Annotated in this window: 20 protein-coding genes and 1 pseudogene; 10 read left to right on the top strand and 11 right to left on the bottom strand. The window is 66.7% G+C overall.

All coding sequences use genetic code 11. The features are described 5' to 3' along the window. Positions 1–119 precede the first annotated feature (119 nt). The 5 genes and pseudogenes from ACK41U_RS05520 to ACK41U_RS05500 form a co-directional block, all read left to right on the top strand. Positions 120–1,241 carry an OmpP1/FadL family transporter gene (locus tag ACK41U_RS05520; protein WP_409677070.1) on the top strand — a complete coding sequence of 374 codons (1,122 nt, stop codon included), beginning with the start codon at positions 120–122 and terminating at the stop codon, positions 1,239–1,241. A 129-nt stretch (positions 1,242–1,370) separates the two neighbouring features. Continuing rightward, a complete protein-coding gene (locus ACK41U_RS05515) occupies positions 1,371–2,234 on the top strand; it encodes an ATPase (protein WP_409677068.1) in 864 nt (287 codons plus the stop codon). Positions 2,235–2,237: 3 nt separating this feature from the next. After that, the gene (gene metA, locus ACK41U_RS05510; protein WP_409677066.1) at positions 2,238–3,170 is read left to right on the top strand and encodes a homoserine O-succinyltransferase; all 933 of its coding nucleotides are present in this window, start codon (positions 2,238–2,240) and stop codon (positions 3,168–3,170) included. Beyond that, complete coding sequence (ppk2, locus tag ACK41U_RS05505) at positions 3,167–4,057, top strand: polyphosphate kinase 2 (protein WP_409677064.1); 891 nt, start codon at positions 3,167–3,169, stop codon at positions 4,055–4,057. The genes metA and ppk2 overlap by 4 nt, the downstream gene beginning before the upstream one ends. A gap of 95 nt (positions 4,058–4,152) precedes the next feature. Next, positions 4,153–5,187 (top strand): annotated as a pseudogene (locus ACK41U_RS05500) (ABC transporter substrate-binding protein); the annotation flags it as partial. A gap of 321 nt (positions 5,188–5,508) precedes the next feature. Here ACK41U_RS05500 and ACK41U_RS05495 read toward each other — a convergent pair. Beyond that, on the bottom strand, positions 5,509–5,787 hold the full coding sequence (locus tag ACK41U_RS05495) for a SelT/SelW/SelH family protein (protein ID WP_409677062.1): 279 nt from the start codon (positions 5,785–5,787) through the stop codon (positions 5,509–5,511). Positions 5,788–5,940: 153 nt separating this feature from the next. Between ACK41U_RS05495 and ACK41U_RS05490 the strand changes: the two genes are divergently transcribed. After that, a complete protein-coding gene (locus ACK41U_RS05490; RefSeq protein WP_409677060.1) occupies positions 5,941–6,261 on the top strand; it encodes an antibiotic biosynthesis monooxygenase family protein in 321 nt (106 codons plus the stop codon). Here ACK41U_RS05490 and ACK41U_RS05485 read toward each other — a convergent pair. Genes ACK41U_RS05485 through ACK41U_RS05470 form a run of 4 tightly spaced genes read right to left on the bottom strand, consistent with a single transcriptional unit; the run spans position 6,258 to position 10,607 of the window. After that, complete coding sequence (locus tag ACK41U_RS05485; protein WP_409677058.1) at positions 6,258–7,076, bottom strand: hypothetical protein; 819 nt, start codon at positions 7,074–7,076, stop codon at positions 6,258–6,260. The genes ACK41U_RS05490 and ACK41U_RS05485 overlap by 4 nt on opposite strands. Next, entirely contained in the window at positions 7,076–8,647 is a 1,572-nt protein-coding gene (locus tag ACK41U_RS05480) for an acyl-CoA synthetase (protein WP_409677056.1), read from the bottom strand. Before ACK41U_RS05480 ends, ACK41U_RS05485 begins: the two co-directional genes overlap by 1 nt. Beyond that, a complete protein-coding gene (locus ACK41U_RS05475) occupies positions 8,644–9,813 on the bottom strand; it encodes an acetyl-CoA acetyltransferase (RefSeq protein ID WP_409677054.1) in 1,170 nt (389 codons plus the stop codon). Before ACK41U_RS05475 ends, ACK41U_RS05480 begins: the two co-directional genes overlap by 4 nt. Beyond that, positions 9,810–10,607: an IclR family transcriptional regulator gene (locus tag ACK41U_RS05470; RefSeq protein ID WP_409677052.1), complete on the bottom strand. Its 798-nt coding sequence runs from the start codon at positions 10,605–10,607 to the stop codon at positions 9,810–9,812. Before ACK41U_RS05470 ends, ACK41U_RS05475 begins: the two co-directional genes overlap by 4 nt. A 148-nt stretch (positions 10,608–10,755) precedes the next feature. On the opposite strand from ACK41U_RS05470, the gene ACK41U_RS05465 reads away from it, so the two are divergent. The 4 genes from ACK41U_RS05465 (at position 10,756) to ACK41U_RS05450 (ending at position 14,435) form a co-directional block, all read left to right on the top strand. After that, entirely contained in the window at positions 10,756–11,763 is a 1,008-nt protein-coding gene (locus ACK41U_RS05465) for a DctP family TRAP transporter solute-binding subunit (RefSeq protein ID WP_409677050.1), read from the top strand. Between the two features lie 81 nt (positions 11,764–11,844). Continuing rightward, positions 11,845–12,339: a TRAP transporter small permease gene (locus ACK41U_RS05460; protein WP_409677048.1), complete on the top strand. Its 495-nt coding sequence runs from the start codon at positions 11,845–11,847 to the stop codon at positions 12,337–12,339. Then, positions 12,332–13,663, top strand: coding sequence for a TRAP transporter large permease (locus ACK41U_RS05455; RefSeq protein WP_409677046.1), 1,332 nt, complete (start codon positions 12,332–12,334; stop codon positions 13,661–13,663). Before ACK41U_RS05460 ends, ACK41U_RS05455 begins: the two co-directional genes overlap by 8 nt. A 22-nt stretch (positions 13,664–13,685) precedes the next feature. Next, on the top strand, positions 13,686–14,435 hold the full coding sequence (locus ACK41U_RS05450) for an SDR family NAD(P)-dependent oxidoreductase (protein ID WP_409677044.1): 750 nt from the start codon (positions 13,686–13,688) through the stop codon (positions 14,433–14,435). On the opposite strand, the gene ACK41U_RS05445 is transcribed toward ACK41U_RS05450, so the two are convergent. Genes ACK41U_RS05445 through ACK41U_RS05420 form a run of 6 tightly spaced genes read right to left on the bottom strand, consistent with a single transcriptional unit; the run spans position 14,432 to position 20,027 of the window. Continuing rightward, positions 14,432–15,451, bottom strand: a complete 1,020-nt coding sequence (locus ACK41U_RS05445) for an AbrB family transcriptional regulator (protein WP_409677042.1) — start codon at positions 15,449–15,451, stop codon at positions 14,432–14,434. The genes ACK41U_RS05450 and ACK41U_RS05445 overlap by 4 nt on opposite strands. Then, positions 15,444–15,746: a DUF4387 family protein gene (locus ACK41U_RS05440; RefSeq protein ID WP_409677040.1), complete on the bottom strand. Its 303-nt coding sequence runs from the start codon at positions 15,744–15,746 to the stop codon at positions 15,444–15,446. The genes ACK41U_RS05445 and ACK41U_RS05440 overlap by 8 nt, the downstream gene beginning before the upstream one ends. Beyond that, positions 15,743–17,092: an acyclic terpene utilization AtuA family protein gene (locus ACK41U_RS05435; protein ID WP_409677038.1), complete on the bottom strand. Its 1,350-nt coding sequence runs from the start codon at positions 17,090–17,092 to the stop codon at positions 15,743–15,745. The genes ACK41U_RS05440 and ACK41U_RS05435 overlap by 4 nt, the downstream gene beginning before the upstream one ends. 1 nt (position 17,093) lies before the next feature. Continuing rightward, positions 17,094–18,623: a tripartite tricarboxylate transporter permease gene (locus ACK41U_RS05430; RefSeq protein ID WP_409677036.1), complete on the bottom strand. Its 1,530-nt coding sequence runs from the start codon at positions 18,621–18,623 to the stop codon at positions 17,094–17,096. A 4-nt stretch (positions 18,624–18,627) separates the two neighbouring features. After that, positions 18,628–19,071: a tripartite tricarboxylate transporter TctB family protein gene (locus ACK41U_RS05425; protein WP_409677034.1), complete on the bottom strand. Its 444-nt coding sequence runs from the start codon at positions 19,069–19,071 to the stop codon at positions 18,628–18,630. Further along, positions 19,068–20,027 (bottom strand): Bug family tripartite tricarboxylate transporter substrate binding protein, encoded by a 960-nt coding sequence (locus tag ACK41U_RS05420; RefSeq protein WP_409677032.1) that lies wholly within the window; start codon positions 20,025–20,027, stop codon positions 19,068–19,070. Before ACK41U_RS05420 ends, ACK41U_RS05425 begins: the two co-directional genes overlap by 4 nt. Positions 20,028–20,096: the final 69 nt, after the last annotated feature.

Raw genomic sequence — 20,096 nt, 5'->3', positions numbered from 1 at the left:
GCCACGGCAAGCGTCGGGGTGTTACGTGAACGTCACGTCAACCCCTGCGGGTAATTGAATGGATCCCGGCGTGCGTTACTCTGCCACGATGGCCGAGGGGCCAGCCAAGGGAGGAAACAATGAAAAAGACATTTGGCGGCGTGGCCGCACTGATGCTGGGGGCGACACCGGCCCTGTCGGGCGGCATCGAGCGGGCGCCGCAATCGCTGGCCGCGCTGTTCGAGCCGGGCAATTATGTCGAGCTGAGCTTTGGCGGCGCAGACCCGACCGTCAGCGGCCGCGACAGTGCCGGGTTCCGCACCGGCGATGTCGCGCAGGGCTATGGCTTTGTCGGGCTGGCCTACAAGCATCAGATCGACGAAAACCTCTCGGTCGGTGTGATCGTCGAGCAGCCCTTTGGCGCTGATGTGCTGTATCCGACACAGCCCGGCATGATGCCCGACCCTTCGGCAGACGGCTCGGTCCTGCTGGGCGGTACGCTGGCGCGGGTGGATTCGACCACCGTGACCGCGCTGGCCCGCTACCGGCTGGACAACAACGTCTCGTTCCATGGCGGCATCCGGGCCTCGCGCGCCGAGGCCGAGGTGGGGCTGAACGGGCTGGGATATGGCGGCATCGCGGGCTATAATGTGCGCGTGGATCCGGCATGGGGCACCGGCTATGTGATCGGCGCCGCCTATGAGATCCCCGAGATCGCGGGCCGCATCTCGCTGACCTACAACTCCAAGATCACGCATGATTTCGACACGCGCGAGAACATCAACCCCGGCGCCGTCACCACCACCTCGGTCGACACGCCGCGGTCGCTGACGCTGGAGGGGCAGACGGGCGTTGCCGCCGACACGCTGGTCTTCGGCTCGATCCGCTGGGTGAAATGGTCCGAGTTCAAGGTCGATCCGCTGGCCTTCACGGCAGCGACGGGCGCGGGCCTCGTGGCGCTTGAAGACACCACCACCTATACGATCGGGGTGGGGCGGCGCTTTAGCGATGCGTGGTCAGGCTCGGTCTCGCTGGTCTATGAGCCGGAAAACGACGATCTGGTCTCGCCGCTGGCGCCGACGAATGGCCGCAAGGGCATCACCGTGGCGGCTGTCTATACGATGGACAACATCAAGATCACGACCGGCATCAACTATTCCCGGCTGGGCGATGCCCGTCCGCAGACCGGCGGCGTGGCGCGCGCGCAGATGGAAGACAGCGACATCTGGGGCATCGGCATCCGCGTCGGCTACAGCTTCTGAAGCCGGTCTGGCAGGACCGCGCAGGTTGGACGGCCCCGCAGCGATGCGGGGCCGTCTGGCGTTGCGGGGTGGCTCTTTTCAAGGGGCGGCGGCAGGGTTAGCTAGGGACGCGACAGCAGGGGGACACCGATGATCTATCGCAGCGCAGAGGACTGGCGGGCCGCCGCATCGAAGCGGATCGTGCTGTTCGGCATGTCGGGTCTGGGCAAGACCTATCTGGCCTCGATGCTGCGCGGCACAGGCGACTGGTTTCACTACAGCGTCGATTACCGCATCGGCACCCGCTATATGGGCGAATACATCGCCGACAACTTCAAGCGCGAGGCGATGAAGGTGCCGTTCCTGCGCGATCTGCTGATGTCTGACAGCGTCTATATCGCCTCCAACATCACCTTCGACAATCTGGCGCCGCTGTCGACCTATCTGGGCAAGCCCGGCAGCCCCTCGCGCGGGGGGCTGGATTTCGACGAATACGGCCTGCGCCAGAACCAGCACCGCCGGGCCGAGATCGCCTCGCTGCTGGACACACGCCATTTCATGGACCGCGCGCAGGACATCTATGCGATCCCGCATTTCGTCTGCGACAGCGGCGGCTCGATCTGCGAGGTGGTGGACCCGGACGATCCCGCCGACCCGGTGCTGTCGGCGCTGTCTCGCGATCTGCTGATGGTCTGGATCAGGGGCAGCGACGCCCATACCGCCGAGCTGGTGCGCCGCTTTGATCGCGCGCCCAAGCCGATGTATTACCAGCCGCAGTTTCTGGAACGCGCCTGGATCGCCTATCGCGTCGAAAAGGGGCTGGAGGCGGATCAGGTCAATCCCGACGATTTCATCCGCTGGACCTATGCCCGCGCGCTGGCCCACCGCCAGCCGCGCTATCAGGCGATGGCCCGGCGCGGCGTGACCGTGCTGGCCGAAGAGGTGGCGCAGGTCCGCGCGCCCGCCGATTTCGACGATCTGATTGCCCGCGCCATTGCGCGCAAGGATACCTGACCCATGCCGATTACCCTCAACGAGAACCTGCCCGCCTATCGCATCCTGTCCGATGAGGGCGTGATGGTCATGTCGCCGGGCCGCGCGGCCACGCAGGACATCCGCCCCCTGCGCATCGGGCTGCTGAACCTGATGCCCAAGAAGATCCAGACCGAGAACCAGTTTGCCCGGCTGATCGGCGCGACGCCGCTGCAGATCGACTTTCAGCTGATCCGCATGTCGGATCACGAAAGCCGCAACACCGCCGCCGATCATCTGGCCAGCTTCTATCGCCCCTTCCGCGAGGTCGAGGCCACGGGCGAGAAATTCGACGGCCTCGTCATCACCGGCGCCCCGGTCGAACAGCTGCCCTTTGATCAGGTCACCTATTGGGAGGAACTGACCCGCGTGTTCGCATGGACGCAGACCCATGTGCATTCGACCTTTGGCGTCTGCTGGGGCGGGATGGCGATGGCCTGGCATTTCCACGGCCTGCCCAAGCACCCCCTGCCCGCCAAGGCCTTTGGCTGCTTCCGGCACCGGAACCTGGAACCCGCCTCGCCCTATCTGCGCGGCTTCTCTGATGATGTGCTGGTCCCGGTCAGCCGCTGGACCGAGGTGCGCCAGCCCGAGGTCGATGCCCGCCCCGGCCTGCACACGCTGCTGGCCAGCCCCGAGGTCGGGCCCTGCCTGCTGGCCGATCCGGGGCATCGCGCGCTCTATATCTTCAACCATCTGGAATATGACAGCACGACGCTGAAAGAGGAATATGACCGCGATGTCGCGGCGGGCCGCCCGATCGCGATCCCGGCCAATTACTATCCCCACGACGATCCCGCGCAGATGCCCGCGAACCGCTGGCGCAGCCATGCGCATCTGCTTTACGGTAACTGGATCAATGAACTGTATCAGACCACCTGGTATGACATGTCCCGCATCGGAGATCCGCAGCCATGACCCGCCCTGCCGCCATTCCCGAACTGCCGCTGGTCGGCAGGATCACCGACTATCTGGACAACGGCGCCCCCAAGGATCTGCGCAAGGCCATCGAACAGGGCCGCAAGCGCGAGATACTGGACGAGGCCTTCCCCTATGACCAGGTGATGGACAAGGCCGAATACGAGGCGACGCTGGCGCGGCTGCAGTTGCAGCTGGTGCGGATGATCCACGGCGTGATCGCCGACAAAAAGCGTGTGGTCGTGGTCTTCGAGGGGCGCGATGCGGCGGGCAAGGGCGGCGCCATCAGCCGGGTCAGCGCCAATCTCAACCCGCGTTCGGCCTATGTCGTGGCCCTGCCCAAACCCACGGATCGCGAGGCGGGGCAGTGGTATTTCCAGCGCTATGTCGACTGGCTGCCCGCCGGGGGCGAGATCGCGCTGTTCGACCGCAGCTGGTACAATCGCGGGGTGGTGGAACGTGTCTTCGGCTTTTGCACCGACGCGCAGCGCCACGCGTTTTTCCGCCAGCTGCCGGCGTTCGAGCAGATGCTGGTCGATGACGGGGTCATTCTGGTCAAGCTGTGGCTGAATGTGGGCCGGGCCGAGCAGCTGCGCCGCTTTCTGGACCGCGAGGCCGATCCGCTGAAGCAGTGGAAGCTGAGCTCCATCGACGTCGAGGGTCTGGCGAAATGGGACGCCTACAGCGACGCCATCCGCGAAACGCTGAGCCAGTCGCATTCGCCCATCGCGCCCTGGACCGTGATCCGCGCCGATGACAAGCGCCGCGCCCGGATCGCCGTGATCCAGACGATCCTGCGCGCGGTCGATTTTGCCGGGCGTGATGATGCCGTGATCGGCCTGCCCGACCCGCAGATCACCGGCGGTCCCGAGATGCTGCGCGGCTAGGCAAGTGCCGACAAAACCGGGGGACCGAGGCTTGCGTTGCATGGGCCGCGCAACTAGCGTCGGGGGAAATACCGCAACAGGAAGGTTCTGATTTCATGCGCCTGCTGACATCCACGATTCTGGCCGCATCCGCCCTGCCCGCGCTGGCCGCCGATCCTGAACTGACCGTCTTTGACTGGGCCGGCTTTGAGGTGCCCGAGATTTTTCAGGCCTATGTCGACCAGCACGGCCAGTCGCCGACCTTTGCCTTTTTCGGCGATGACGACGAGGCGTTTCAGAAGATCGCATCCGGCTTTCGCGCCGATGTCGCGCATCCCTGCAGCCAGATGGTCGGCAAGTATCGCGATGCCGGCCTGATCGAGCCCTGGGATGTCGCGCGCATCCCCAATTTCGACAAGATCGACGCGCAGTTTCTGGACAGCGAGATTTTCCGCGACGAACAGGGTGTCTGGTTCATTCCCACCGACTGGGGCGCCACCGCCATCGCCTATAACACCGAGACCGTGCCCACCGAGGATGTCTCGACCCTGCAGATCTTCGTGAACCCGGCCTATCAGGGCCGCACCTCGCTGCCCGACAGCGCCGATGATGTCTGGGCGCTTGGCTATCTGGCGACCGGCACCACCGACTGGGACGATGTGACCGACGAACAGTTTCAGGCCGCCGCCGACTGGCTGCGGCAGGCGCATCAGAATGTCGCGGCCTATTGGTCGGACCCGTCCGAACAGGCGCAGCTGATGGCCTCGGGGCTGGTGGATGTGGCCTGGTCCTGGAATGACGGCGTGGTCTATCTGCAAGAGGACAATTATCCGGTCGGCTTTCAGCGCGCGCCCGAAGAGGGTTCGTCGACGTTTTTCTGCGGCTTCATCAATCTGGTCAACGGGCCGGGCAGCGAAGACAAGGCCTATGATTTCATCAATGCCTGGCTGGAGCCCTCGGCCGGGCGCGGGCTGCTGGATGCGATCGGCTATGGCCATACCTCGAACGAGGCGATGGCGACGATTGCCGATGATCCGGCGGTGATCGAGGGGCTGGGCGAGCTGGACGTGCCGGTTCTGGCGCAGACCCCGACCGATCCCGAGCAGCGCCTGCGGCAGCTGGCCGAGTTCGAGCGCATCAAGGCCGGTTTCGGACGAAACCGGCGATGGCCGGGGGCTTCGCGCCCCCGGACCCCCGCGGGATATTTGCGCCAAGGCAAAGGGTTGCCTACCACCCATCCACCCATCGAAGATCGTGCAGACGGACCCGCGCGGCTGAGACCGCTGAAATCGGGGGCGTTCAGCTGTGTCTTGTTGTTCATCCGTGAGGTGCCGGTCCGAAGCACAAGCCAGCCGGGTTTGAAACAGGCATGTTCCGGATTTCCCTTGTCGCTGAGCATCGCACTCCGGACGCAGGGACATGTGGAATTATAGCGCAGGACCAGGTCCAGCCTGTCCGGTGCAGCCCGCCCCTCAGCGGTCGACATGCCCCAGATCGCGCCCGGGGGCGATCACGTCGCGCAGGCGTTGCTTGATCTCGGCCGGGCCGGGAAAGCCGCCATCGGTCTTGCGGTCCCAGATCAGGGTGCCGTCGACCTCGATCCGGTAGATGCCGCCATCGCCGGGGATCAGCGCGACCTCGCCCAGATCCTGCCCGAAGGTCTGCAACATCTCTTGCGCGATCCAGCCCGCGCGCAGCAGCCAGTTGCAGCGGGTGCAATATTGAATGGTGATGCGGGGCCGGTCGGTCATGGCGGCCAGGTTAATGCGGGGTTGTGTCCGCTGCAAGACCGCGCCTTGACCTTGGCGCCGCCCCGCGTCATGTCTGCGCGCAGCCAGCCTCTCTCCTCAACCCCGGAGCAGCGAGCCATCCCCCCGGACATTGCCACCTGACAGGAGTGCCCCATGTATCTTGCCATGAACCGCTTTACCGTGCCGCTGGAAAACGCCGAGGAATTCGAGGCGCTGTGGCTGAACCGCGAAAGCCGCCTGCACGAAATGCCGGGCTTTGTCGAGTTTCACATGCTGAAAGGCCCGGAACAGGACGGCCACCGGCTGTACGCCTCGCACACGGTCTGGGCATCGGAAGAGGCGTTCCGGGGCTGGACCACCTCGGACCAGTTCCGCGCCTCGCATGCGCGGGCGGGTGAGGCGCGCAAGCTGCATGCAGGGGCGCCGAAATTCGAGGGATTCAACGCGATCCAGACCAAGGCGCGGCAGGGCTAGGCGGGCAGGATCAGCAGTTCGGCGGTGACGCAGACGGCGTTTTCGTCGCGGCTCAGCCAGCCCTCCTGCGCGGTGCCGTCCATGCCGACCGAGACCGCGCGCAGCCGGGCTGTGCCTTGGGCGATGCGCCCCTCGCGCAGCCAGATCTCGGTCGCGGGGCCGTCGATCGGGGGCGCGTCGTCGAAGCGGGTGCCGATCAGGCTGCCAATGCCCTCGATCCGCGTGCCGTCGGGCAGGCCGTCCAGCGCACGGGACAGGTCCTGATTGGGGCAAAGGCGCTGCAGTGTCGCGGGTTCGCCCGGTCCCATGGCGCCGAAGGGCTGCGGGGTGAACAGGGGAAAGCCGGTCTCGGGGTCGTGCTGCACCTCGAAACGGGCGCCGCTGAGGCCCCAGCCCTGGGCGGTGCAGTCCTGTGCCAGAACCGTCTCGTCGGCGCGCAGATGGCCCGCATGACGCGCGCCATCCGGGTCGCGCCAGAGCCCGTGGCAATGCACGAAGGGCTGGCCGTCGCGCGCGCCCAGATGCAGGCCGCCCGCGATGATCGTGCCGCCCGCCGCGCGGCGGGTGTCGCTGAACCAGGCGACGCGGGGGTTGCCGGGCGCCGCGCGCGCCGGGATCACCCAGGCCAGCGCCGACAACGGCAGAGCGGCCAGACGCAGATAACCTGCCTGAAACCCCGCCCCGGCGAATGCCCCGGCCACCGCCCGGTCCAGCGCCAGCCCCGCGCGCAGGGGCAATGTGACCGTCTGCGCGCGGCAGGGCACCGCGATCAGACGCCGCGCTGCGACCGGGCCGGGATGGGTCAGCACCCGCATCAACCGGGCCATTGCCCCCGCGCGATCAGTTCCTCGCGCACCATCTTGCGGGTGATCTTGCCATAGGCCGATTTCGGCAGCGCCGCCCAGAACACAACATGGCGCGGCTGCTTGTAGCGCGCCAGCCGCCCCTCCAGCCAGCCCAGCAGCGCCTCGGCCTCCAGCGCCTGCCCCTCGCGCGTCACGCAGACCGCCAGCCCCGTCTCGCCCCAGACCGGATCGGGGGCGCCCAGCACGATCACCTCGGCCAGCGCCGGATGGGCCAGCAGCTTTTCCTCGACCTCGCGCGGAGAGATGTTGGAGCCGCCCGAGATATACATGTCCGAGGACCGGCCGGTCAGATACAGAAACCCCTGCGCGTCCAGATGGCCCAGATCGCCGGTCAGGAACCAGCCGTCGCGAAAGCTCTTGGCGTTGGCCTGGGCGTTGTCGTGATAGCCGGCAAAGACGGCGGGGCCGATCACCGCAATCTCGCCCGTCTCGCCCGCGGGCAGGGCGCGGCCCTGATCGTCCTGCACCTCGACCTGCATGCCGGTGCGGGCGAAGCCGCAGGTGCCGATGCGCATCACCGCATCATCGGGCGAATGCAGCGCGGGCGGCAGGACGGTGATATTGCCGGTGACCTCGCCCAGCCCGAAATACTGCACCAGCACCGCGCCCAGCCGGTCCAGCGCCCGGATCTGGTCGGCGCGATACATCGGCGCACCGGCATAGATCACATGGCGCAGGCTGGAATGGTCGACCCGGTCCACCGCCTCGTGTTCGACCAGCAGCTTGAGGATTGTGGGCACGGTAAAGGCGTTGGTGATGCGGTGGCGTTCGACCAGCGCCCAGATCTCCGCCGGGTCGAACCGCTCGCCCGCAGGCAGGACCGAGGCCACGCCGCGCGCCACCTGCGACAGCAGATGGATGCCCGCGCCATGCGACAGCGGTGCCACCACCAGCGAGGCATCCCCCTCGGTCATGCCCGGCATCAGGTCGCACAGGTGGTTGGTCACCACGAAGGCCATCTGGCCATGGGTCAGCACCGCAGCCTTGGGCCGCCCGGTCGTGCCCGAGGTGAAGAAGAACCAGCAGGGATCGTCGCGGTCAACCGGCGCCTCGGGCGGCATCTGCCCCATATGGCGGGCGATCAGCGCCTCCTGATCGGTGCCGAAATCCGACACCCCGATCGAGATGACCGCGCCCACATGATCCGCGCAGGCCGCCGCATGACCCGGATATTCCGCGCCGCACAGCATCAGCGCCGCGCCAGAGGATTGCGCGAGGTAAGCCAGATCATCGGGGGCCAGCCGGGAATTGGCGGGCACCCAGACCGCGCCCACGCGCCAGCAGGCAAACATCGCCTCGACCATCTGGCCGCAATTGGCCGATTGCACCAGCAGCCGGTCGCCCTTGCCCAGCCCGTAATCATGGATCAGCGCATGGGCCAGCGCCCCCGCCCGCGCCTGCATCGTGGCCCATGTGCTGACCCGCGCGCCATGGATCAGCGCGGGCGCGTCGGGCAGGCGCCGGGCGGTCTGGGTCAGAAAATGGCACAGGTTCATCACGCGTGTCGAAACGGGCGTCATCTCAGCCGCTCCAGGATCGAGACATAGTTCGTGACCGCAGCGCCCCCCATGTTGAAGACCCCCGCCATGGTCGCGCCTGCAAGCTGCATCCCGCCCGCCTCACCGGCCAGTTGCATCGCGGCCATGACATGCTGCGAGACGCCGGTGGCGCCGATGGGATGGCCCTTGGATTTCAGCCCGCCCGACAGGTTCACCGGCAGCCGCCCGCCGCGATGGGTCAGGCCCTCGCGGATGACGCGATGCCCCTGCCCCGGTTCGGCCAGCCCCATCGCCTCGTATTCCAGCATCTCGGCGATGGTGAAACAGTCATGCGTCTCGACCAGCGACAGATCGTCCAGCGTCACGCCCGCCGCCGCCAGCGCCTGCGCCCATGCGCGGCGGGCGCCGCGGAATTCCAGCACATCGCGGCGCGACAGGGCCATCACGTCATTGGCCTGCGCGCGGGCACGAAAACCGATGGCGCGCGGCGCATCCGCCGCCAGATCGGGATGGGCCAGCACCAAAGCCGCCGCCCCGTCCGAGATCAGCGAGCAGTCGCTGCGCCGCAGCGGTCCCGCCACGCGCGGATTGCGGTCGCTGATGGTGGCGCAGAATTCCACCCCCAGATCCTTGCGCATATGGGCGTATGGATTGCGCATGCCGTTTTCGTGGTTCTTGGCCGCGATCATCGCCAGTTCCTGCGAGCGATCACCGTAACGCTGGAAATAGCCTGCCGCGATCTGGCCGAAGAGACCCGCGAACCCGGCCTCGACCGACGCCTCTTCGCGGCGATAGCTGGCGCCCAGCAGGATCTCGCCCACCTCAGCCGTGGGCGTCGCGGTCATCTTCTCGGCGCCCACGACCAGCGCGATCCGACCCCGCCCCGAGGCGATGAAATCCGCAGCCCCGAACAGGGCAGCCGATCCGGTGGCGCAGGCATTCTCGAACCGGGTCGCGGGGATCTGGGCCAGCGCCGGATCGCCCATGCCGACCAATGCGGCCTGAAAATCCTGCGCCGAGAAACCGTTGTTGAACACGCCCACAAAGATGCCATCGACATCGCCCGCCGTGATGCCCGCATGGTCCAGCGCGGCAGGCACCACCTCGGCCATCAGGCTTTCGGTGTCCTCATGCGGGGATTTGCCAAAGAGGCTGTGGCCCCAGCCAAGGATGACGGGATCGGTCATGTCGGTCCTTTCTGCGCGTCCTGCGCAAGCCGTGTTTCGATGCGCGCGGCCTCGGCGCGCAGGCGGCGGGTCAGGTCGGGCAGGCGGTCGGGGCGCATCCGGGCCTCGACCGCCGCCACCGACAGCGCGCCCGCCAGCCGCCCGCCGGGATGGTGCAGCGCGATGCCCAGACCCCATGACCCCTCGATCACCCGGCCCGGATTCAGCGCCACGCCCGCCGCGCGGACCTGCGCGATCTGCGCGGTCAGCGCGTGGGCGGTAAAGTCGGGATAGTGGCGCGCGAGGTGATCGGCATTGGCGGCGATGACCGCCCGCGCCTCATCATCCGGCAGCGCCGCCAGCATCGCAAGCGAACCCGCGCCGACCCCAAGCGGGTGCATCTGGCCGGGCATCAGCGCATGGGTGCGCAGCGGATAGGCCCCCTCTTCGCGCATCAGGCACAGCGCCGAGGCGCCGCGCCGGACCGACAGCAGCGCCGCATCCCCCGTCTCCTGCGCCAGCCGCATCACGCTTTCGCCCGCGACCCGCGCCAGCCCCGGATGGCGCACAGCCCGCGCGCCCAGAACCTGCGCCTGATCGCCCAGATGATACAGCCGCGAGGCCGCATCCTGCGCCACCAGCCCGCCCCGGATCAGCGCCAGCACCAGCCGCCGCACGGTGGCCTTGTTCAGCCCCGAAGCGGCCACCAATGCGGCCAGCCCGACCCCTTCATCGGGGCCGCGTGCGATCAGATCCAGCAGCGCCAGCGCCCGGTCGACGCTTTGGGTGCCGCCGGGCTGATCGGACATGTCCATATTGTGAACCCCTGTATTCGCCCTCATCGCGCCGCACAGGATTGAGCAGACATCTGCAAATGGCAAGTTCATTCTTGCCAAAGCCGCTGCGACCACGCCATGATGTGAACCGGCGCCAGAGGGAGGCGCCACCGAGGGAGGGATCACGATGACATTCACAGGACTGGGCCGCTTCGCGCTGGCCACGGCAATGGCGGTTGCGCTTGGCGCGGGGGCGGTGACGGCGGAAACGCTGCGCCTGTCGCACAATACCGGCGACGGCACCACATGGCACAAGGGCGCCGAGAAATTCGGCGAACTGCTGGCCGAACGCTCGGGCGGCGAGATCGACGTGCGCGTCTTCCCCAACGCCCAGCTGGCCGGTGGCGACCAGATGCGGCAGGCCGATATGGTCGGGCGCGGCGCGCTGGATCTGGTCGTGACCTCGGCCATCAACGTCACGCCGCTGGTGCCCGAAATGGCGGTGTTCTCGCTGCCCTATCTCTATTCCGGCTATGAACAGGTCGATGCGACGACCGCGCCCGGCGGCCCCGCCGACCGGCTGGCCGAGCTGCTTGAGGGTCAGGGCATCATGGTGCTGGCCTGGGGCGAGAACGGCTTTCGCGAGGTGACCAACAATGTCCGCCCGATCACCAGCCCCGAGGATATGCGCGGCCTGAACATGCGCGTCGCGGGGCCGATGTATATCGACGTGATGAACGCGCTTGGCGCCAATCCCCAGCAGATGCAGTGGACCGAGACCCTGACCGCGCTGCAGCAGGGCGTGGTGGACGGGCAGGAAAACCCCATCGGCGCCGTCATCATCCCGCAGCAGGTCTATGAGGTGCAGCGCTATCTGACCACCTGGCATTATTCCTATGACCCGGTGTTCCTTGGCATCTCAAAGGCGAAATGGGACAGCTATGACGAAGCGCAGCAAGCGATGATCCGCGAGGTGGCGCTGGAGGCGATGGCCTATCAGAAGGACATCACCCGCGAGAGCACCGAGACCGGCATCGCCTTCCTACGCGAACGCGGGATGGAGGTGCACGAGGCCAGCGCCGACGAAATCGCCGCCTTCCGCGAGGCGACCCAGCCCGCCTTCGATCAATGGGCCGAGCGTGTCGGCCCGGATCTGGTCGGGGCGTTCCAGCAGGCCATCGCCACCGCCAACTGAGGCGCGCCAGCTGACAGGCGACAACTGACATCAGGGGCATGGCCCGGCCGCGGCCGTGCCCCCAGCGCATCCGGGGTGCTCATGCTTGCCTTCCTGTTCCGCGAGGCGGAAAAACTGATCTGCGCGGTCCTGTTTCTGGGGATGACGCTGTTGGGCTTTGCCAATGTCGTGGTGCGCTATGGCACGAACTATTCGCTGGCCTCGTCCGAAGAGCTGCTGACCAACGGCTTTCTGCTGCTGACCGTCTTTGGCGCGGCGATCGCGGCGCGGCGCGGCCAGCATCTGGCGGTGACGGCGGCGGTCGATCTGCTGCCCGGCGCCTTGCGCCTGCCGGTGGTGGTGCTGTCGGCGGCGCTGTCGGTCGGGCTGCTGCTGGCGTCCAGCTGGCTGGCCTGGCAATCGCTGACGATCCTTTATGCCAACGGCCTGCGCTCTTACGCGCTGGGGATTCCGGCGTGGTATTATCAGGCGGCGGTGCCCTTTGCCTTTCTGCTGATCGCGGCGCGCTTTGTGCAGCACACGGTCGAGGAATTCCGCCATGGCGGGACAGGAGAGACCGGAGGCCGTGATGCCTGATCTGGATGCGGGCACGCAGATGGTGCTGCTGTTCTTCGCGCTGCTGGCGCTGCGGGTGCCGGTGGCCTTTGCGCTTGGCCTGTCGGCGATCTATGCGATGTGGCGGATCGGCTTTGGCCTCGATCTTGCGGGCGATCTGATCAGCGCGGGCGTGGCGCGCTATTCGCTGCTGGCGATCCCGTTCTTTATCCTTGCGGGCGCGCTGATGGGCAGCACCGGCATCGCCGAGCGGATGATCCGCTTTTTCCGCGTGCTGGTGGGCGGATTGCCCGGCGGCATGGGGCTGGTCGGCACGGTCGTCTGCCTGTTCTGGGGGGCGGTCAGCGGCTCGGGGCCCGCCTCGGTCGCGGCCATCGGGCCGATGATCATCAAGGGCATGGAGGAGGACGGCTATTCCCGCGCCCATGCGGCGGGTCTGGTCTGCGCGGGGGCGGCGCTGTCCATCGTCATCCCGCCCTCGATCGGGCTGGTCCTTTACGGGGTGATTGCCGAGGTCTCGATCTCGCAGCTGTTTCTGGCGGCGATCCTGCCGGGGCTGTTCATGGGGCTGACCATGCTGGCGGTGCTGCCCCTGCTGGCGCGGCGCGGTCATGTGCGGGGGCCAGCTACGGGGCCGGGACTGGCCGCTTTGTCGCCCGCCCCCTATGTGGGCGCGGCTTACGGGCGGCGGCTGTGGCTGGGGTTCCGCGACGCCTTCTGGGGGCTGATGACGCCGGTGGTGATCCTTGGCGGCATCTATTCGGGCATCTTCACACCGACCGAGGCCGCGCTGGTCGCCACCGTCTATGCCATGGCCGTGGGTGGTCTGATCTATCGCAGCCTGAGCCTGCGCGGGCTGTATGCGGCGCTGAGCGATGCGGCGGCATCCTCGGCCACGGTCATGCTGGTGGTGGCCTATGCGGCCCTGTTCGGCTGGGTCATCACGGTCGAGGATCTGGTCGGCACCTATTCCAGCGGCCTGCTGGGCATCAGCGACAATCAATGGGTGATCCTTGCCGTCATCATGCTGATCCTGTTGATCGCGGGCATGTTCATGGATGCGATCACCGTCATGTTCATCACCCTGCCCATCGTGCTGCCGGTCATGCGCAGCCTTGGCTGGGACCCGGTCTGGTTCGGGGTCGTGGTGATGATCAACCTGGCCATCGGGCTGATCACGCCGCCCGTGGGCATCAACCTCTATGTCGCCGCCAACACCGCCAACCTCAGCATCGAGCGGGTGGCCCGTGGCGCCCTGCCCTTTCTGGCGGCTGCGCTTGTGGGTCTGGCGGTGGTGGCGGCCTTCCCCTCGATCTCGCTGACGCTGGTGCAATGGCTGCGCTAGTCCCATCCCGAAAGGAGATCCCATGACTGACAAGACCGCCATCGTCACCGGCGCCGCGCGCGGCATCGGGCTGGCCACCACCCGGCTGCTGCTGGATCAGGGCTGGCGTGTGGCCATGGTAGATCTGGACGGCGAGGAACTGGCGCAGGTGGCGAGCCTGCCCGGCACCCGCGCCGTGACCTGCGACATCTCTGATCCCGGTCAGGTCGCCGCCATGGTGGCCGATGTGGCGCAGTGGGCGGGTCGCATCGACGCGCTGGTCAACAATGCGGGCGTGGCCGATTTCCGACCCCTCGCCGAGACCGATCTTGAAACGTGGCGCTGGGTCATGGGGACCAATCTGGACGGGGTCTTCCTGACCTCGCAGGCGGTGATCCCGCATCTGAAACCCACGCGCGGCGCCATCGTCAATGTAGCCTCGATCTCGGGGCTGCGGGCCTCGACGCTGCGGGTGGCTTACGGCACCTCGAAGGCGGCGGTGATCCATCTGACGCGGCAGCAGGCGGTGGAACTGGGCGAATGGGGCATCCGCGCCAATTGCGTGGCGCCGGGACCGGTCGATACCAAGCTGGCGCTGGCGGTGCACAGCCCGGCGATCCGGGCGGCCTATCACGACGCGATCCCGCTGAACCGCTACGGGCGCGAGACCGAGATTGCCGAGGCCATCGTGTTCCTGTGCTCGGACCGCGCCAGCTATGTCACCGGCCAGATCCTGGCCGCCGACGGGGGTTTCGACGCGGCGGGGGTGGGGCTGCCTGCGCTGCGCGGCTAGCGGTTCAGAAACCGCGCGGCAACCGGCGCCAGCAGGATCACCAGCACGATCCGCAGGATATGGTGGCTGACGACATAGGCCAGATCGGCGCCCGCGATGATGGCGATAATCACCATCTCGGCCTGCCCGCCGGGCAGAAAGGCCAGAAACGCGTCCAGCGCGGGCGCGAGCCCCAGCAGATAGACGATCTCAAGGAAAATCAGGCTGACCACGGCCAGCATCAGCGAATAGACCAGCCCCGCGGTCACATCGACCCGCAATTCGCGGGCGGTGATGCCCGCATATTTCGCGCCCACCGCAATGCCGATAAAGAATTGCGCGGCCTGAATGATCTCGGCCGGGGGGCGGGTCTGGATCACGCCCGTCAGCGACAAAGCCGCCGTCAGGATCATCGGCCCCAGGATCGAGGCGCCGAACAGGCCCACCCGCTCGCCGATCTTCCAGCCCGCGATGCCCGCCACCACCATCAGCGCGATCTGGTCCCACGCGACCGAGGCCAGGGGCGCGCCGGGGGGCTGGGTCAGATCGACCTGCCAGTAAAACGTCATGATCAGCGGCGCGACGGTCACGATCACCAGAATCCGCGTCGCATGGATCAGCGACAGGGCGCGGATGTCGCCGCCCGCCTCTTCGCCAAAGACCAGCATGTCCTGCAGCCCGCCCGGCATGGCCGCATACCACGCGGTCGGGTGGTCAAAGCCAAAGACGCGGCGGAACAGCGGATAGCCGATCAGCGCGATCACCACGATAAAGACCGGCACGATGGCCAGCGACCCGGCGATGGCGGGCAGGCCCGTCAGCACCTCGGGGGTGATCGAGGCACCGACGGCCACCCCCAGAAAGGTGCGCATGAAGACGCCGAACTGCCCCGCCCCCGCCATCCGCGCGCCCGCCAGCGCCACGATCACGCAGCCCAGCATCGGCCCCAGCAGCCAGGGCAGCGGCAGACCGATCAGCAGAAAGACCGCAGCCCCGGCAAGGGCTGCGACAAAGGTGGTCAGGCGCGCTTTAGTCAATCGTCATCTCTTCCAGCAGGGCGGCATATTGGGCGCCGTGCATGTCGCGGTCGGCGGCCGATCCCTGCACGACCGGGCGCGGCAGGCTGAACTTGATCACCCGCAGACCGGCAATGTCAAAGCGCTTCAGCGTCTGGGGCGCGACGTGGAACAGCGCGGCCACGCGGTCGCTGGTCAGATCGCGTGTCAGGCGCTGGAAGATCGCCGGTTCGTCGCAGAACACGTCGATGGTCACCCAGAACGGCCCGGCATTCTTGGACCGCACCTTCAGGACAAGATCGCCAAGCGTGGTCATGGGGTCACCTCGGTCACGGTCAGGCGGAAGGCCGACATGGGATCGTCGAGCTGCATCACATGGTTCAGCGCGAATTCATACAAGGGGCCGCGATCGGTGGTCGCGGGGGAATAGGGAAATGCGAAGGTCGGCAGTTCCTCGTCATCGGTCAGCGGGTAATGCAACACAAACGGGTTGATCAGCTTGCCGATTTCGGCAGCTTCGGCCTGCGTGCGGGCGGTGACGATGCCCAGAACGCCCACCTCGACGGGATCGCCCGTGCGGTTCTCAAGGCCCCCAAGCGCGCCATCGACGCCGATCAGACGAAATTCGATGCTGTAGGCGTCCTGCGTCAGACCCATCCGGCGCGCGATCTCGGCATGCAGAAAGCCGGTCAGGCGCGTGACCCATGCGCGCGCATTCCCGGCGTAATGGGCATTGCGCAGGATCGCCAGAATGGTGGTCTGATAGCCCGCGATCCGCGCGCCCTCCAGCTTGACCGTATAGGGGCCGGGCACCCATTCGGACCCCTCGACCCGCACGCGACGATCGTCCAGCGCGGCATAGCGCGCGGCGGTCACATCCAGATAACCGCCGGGCTCGTACAGGCGGAACGGGTCCGAATTCTCATAGAGCATATGCGCGCTGACCGAATGCGGCGTGCAGCGCGCGGTCTCGGCCAGCGGGGTCACGGTGAACCCCGCCGCGTCGAAATCGACCATGATCACGCCCGAGGTCGGGTTGGTCGAACACAGCGCCCCGCATTCGGCGATCTTGGCGCCATGCCAGCAGCCGCCGGGATGGGCGCCGCGCGACAGCGGCAATGCGGCGATGGTGGCGGTGTCGGTGGTGCGGCCCGCGATGATGATGTCGGCGCCGGTGGCCAGTGCGGCGTGGATCTGCTCGGCCCCGGCCAGTGCGACGATATTGGTCAGGTCATCCAGCCGGAATTCGGGCGCGGGCGTCAGGGGTGCGATGCGGCCCCCGGCCTGCGCCTCGGCCAGACGCGCCACGGGCTGGCTGGAATAGAGCCGTGCGACGCACAGGGACTGGCCCAGCTCGGCCGCAAGCTCGACCGTCAGATCGAACATCCAGTCCACGGTGCTGTCGGTGCCGCAGGTGCCCGCCGTGCCGATGACCAGTGGCACCCCGGCCTGCGCACGGGCCAGCATCAGCGCGCGCCATTCCGATTTCGTTGCGGCGCGGGAATATTTCGACACCCCCGCGCCAAGGCTGAAGGGCCCACTGTCGGTGGACCCTCCGTCGATGCAGATGATGTCGGGCGACATCGCCACCCCGCGTGCCAGCGCCTGTGCGTCAAAGCCGAGACCCAGAACGCCCGAGGGCACCAATACGCGTGTGGCCATGTCAGTCCTCGTTCAGGGTCGGGTCGTGGGGGACCGCGGGTTTCTTCAGAATGCGCCGCAGGAAGATCGGCGCGACAAAACCAACAATCGCCGCGACCCACAAGCCGATAGCGATGGGCGAGGACAGCAGATAGGACCACTCGCCGTTCGACAGCACCATGGCACGACGCAGGTTGTCCTCCATCGCGTTGCCCAGCAGGATGCCCAGGATCACCGGGACCGTGGGAATGCCCAGCTTGCGCATGACATAGCCCAGAACGCCGAAACCCACCATCAGCAGCATGTCAAAGCTGGAGCCGGTCAGCGAATAGATCCCCACAAAGGCGATCATCGTCACGCCCGGCAGCAGCACCCATGCGGGCACCGACAGGATCCGCACGAACACCTTGACCATCGGAACGTTCATCACCAGCAGCACGACGTTGGCAATCAGCAGCGACGCGATCAGCGACCACACCACCTCGGGGCGCTCGGCGAACAGCAGCGGACCGGGCGTGATGTTCAGCGTCAGCAGCAGCGCCAGCAGCACGGCGGTCGTGCCCGAGCCCGGCACGCCAAGCGTCAGCATCGGCACCAGCGCGCCACCGGCTGCGGCGTTATTGCCTGCCTCGGGCGCTGCGACGCCGCGGGGGTTGCCCTTGCCGAACGATGCCTTGTCCTTGTCCTTGGCGACCGATTTCTCGGCCATATAGGCCAGAAACGAACCAAGCGATGCGCCCGCGCCGGGCAGAACACCCGCCACAAAGCCGATACCGGTGCCGCGCAGCATGGCGCCGGTCGTTTGCTTCAGCATCTTCCACGGGACAAGGATCTTGCCCAGCTTGACGCCGATGGCGCTGTTCTTGCCGTGGCTTTCGATAAAGTGGAACACCTCGGCCACCGCGAACAGACCGACGATGGCGACAAGGAAATCGACCCCGTCCATCAGGTGCAGCTCGCCAAAGGTAAAGCGCGGCATGCCGGTGGTCTTGTCCATGCCGATCATGGCAATGCCCAGACCGATGGCGGCGGCCATGGCGGCCTTGGCCTGATTGCTGGACCCGATCCCGCCAAGCGTGCAGAAGGCCAGCATATAGAGGGCAAAATACTCGGCCGGGCCGAACTGATAGGCCACCCGCGCCAGATAGGGCGCAAAGATCATCAGCCCGATCGTGGCCAGCATCGCGCCCACAAAGGACGCCACGCCCGACACGACCAGCGCCTCAGCGGCCTTCCCTTGCTTGGCCATGGGATAGCCGTCCAGCGTCGTCATCATCGCAGGCTCATCGCCCGGAATGTTCAGCAGGATCGAACTGATCCGCCCGCCATACATCGCGCCGTAATAGACCGAGGTCAGCAGCACCAGCGCCGAGATCGCGTCCAGCCCCATCGAGAACGAGATCGGGATCAGCAGCGCCACGCCGTTCGACGGACCAAGGCCCGGCAGCGCGCCGATGATCGTGCCCACGAAACAGCCGATGATCGCCAGCATCAGGGTATAGGGCGTCAGGGCGATGGAAAATCCCATCGCCAGATTGGCTAGTGTTTCCATTGATCTAGAACCCCATGCCTTCGGGCAGGCCGCGCAGGCCCAGTCCCAGGATGATACGGAACAGCACGAACAGGCCCACCGACAGCCCCAGCCCCGTCAGGGCCGAGCGCATCGGATTGCCGCCGATCTGCCAGCTGAGGATACCCGCCACGACAGTCGTGGGGATCAGGAAGCCAAGCGGGCTGATCGCCTGCGAATAGCCCGCCAGCACAACCAGCGCGAGACCAAGCTGGCCCACCATCGGGCCTGCGGGCCATTCCTCGTCGGGGTCGGGGCGCAGGATCATCACCAGCGCCGAGATGATGACGACCGCAGCGACCAGATAGGGAAACACCCGCGGCCCGACGGGATCGGACATGAAGCTTGTCGCGATGCTGCGGGCGCTGAGGATATACCCCAACGCCACGACCAGCATGAACGCTCCGAAGATGCGGTCGCCTCTGATCATTGGATCAGACCGATCTCGCGCGAGATGTCCTGCACCTCGGCAATGTTGTCATTCACGAAGGTCTCGAATTCCTCGCCAAACAGGGCGTAGGATTCCAGACCATTCTCGGCCATCACCGACTGCCACTGCTCGGATTCCCCGACCTGGCGCAGCATGTCGACCCATTTCTGATAGTCTTCGTCGCTGATGTCCTTGGGCACATAGACGCCGCGCCAGTTCATCGCCACGATGTCCACGCCCTGTTCCTTGGCTGTCGGCACATCGTCAAAACCCGTGACGCGGTTTTCCGACAGAACCGCGATGGGGCGCACATCGCCCGAGCGGATAAAGCCGGTGATTTCCGACAGATCGCCGGTCATCGCCTGCGCGAACCCGCCGACGGTCTGGGTGATCGCGTCGGCACCGCCGTCAAGGCCGATATACTTGATCGCGCGGGCATCGCCAAAGCCTGCCTTGTCCATCGTCATCAGCACCTTGAGATGGTCGAACCCGCCCACGGCGGACCCGCCCGCAAAGGCCACGCTGCCCGGATCGGCCTTCACCGCCTCGACCAGATCGGTCAGCGACTGGAACGGGCTGTTCTGCGCCACGACGATCACGCCGGGATCGCCACCGATCGAGCCGACCCACCGCACCTGATCGGCGGTCGCACCGGCAAATGCGTTCTGCGCCAGACGGGTCGTGGTGGCCGAGGATGCCGCCACGAACACCTCCGGATCGCTGCCGCGCTTGCTGACGACCTGCGTATAGGCCACGCCGCCGCCCGCGCCGGCAAGGTTGGTCACCTGCACCATGTTCGGGACCAGCCCCAGTTCGGTCATGATCCGGCCGATCTGGCGGCAGGTAAAGTCCCAGCCACCGCCGGGGTTTGCCGGTGCGATACATTCGGCGGACAAGGCCGGGGTCGCGACGCTCATCGTCAGTGCAGCCACGGCTGCACGGGTCCATTTTTTCATGCTGTCCTCCCAGACTGCCCGCACGGGATATGGCGGGCTTGCGGGGCACAGCATTTGGTGAAAAGCTGA

The sequence above is a fragment of the Paracoccus sp. (in: a-proteobacteria) genome, from assembly GCF_046289755.1.
GTDB lineage: Bacteria > Pseudomonadota > Alphaproteobacteria > Rhodobacterales > Rhodobacteraceae > Paracoccus.
This window is presented reverse-complemented; position numbering and strand designations above follow the sequence as displayed.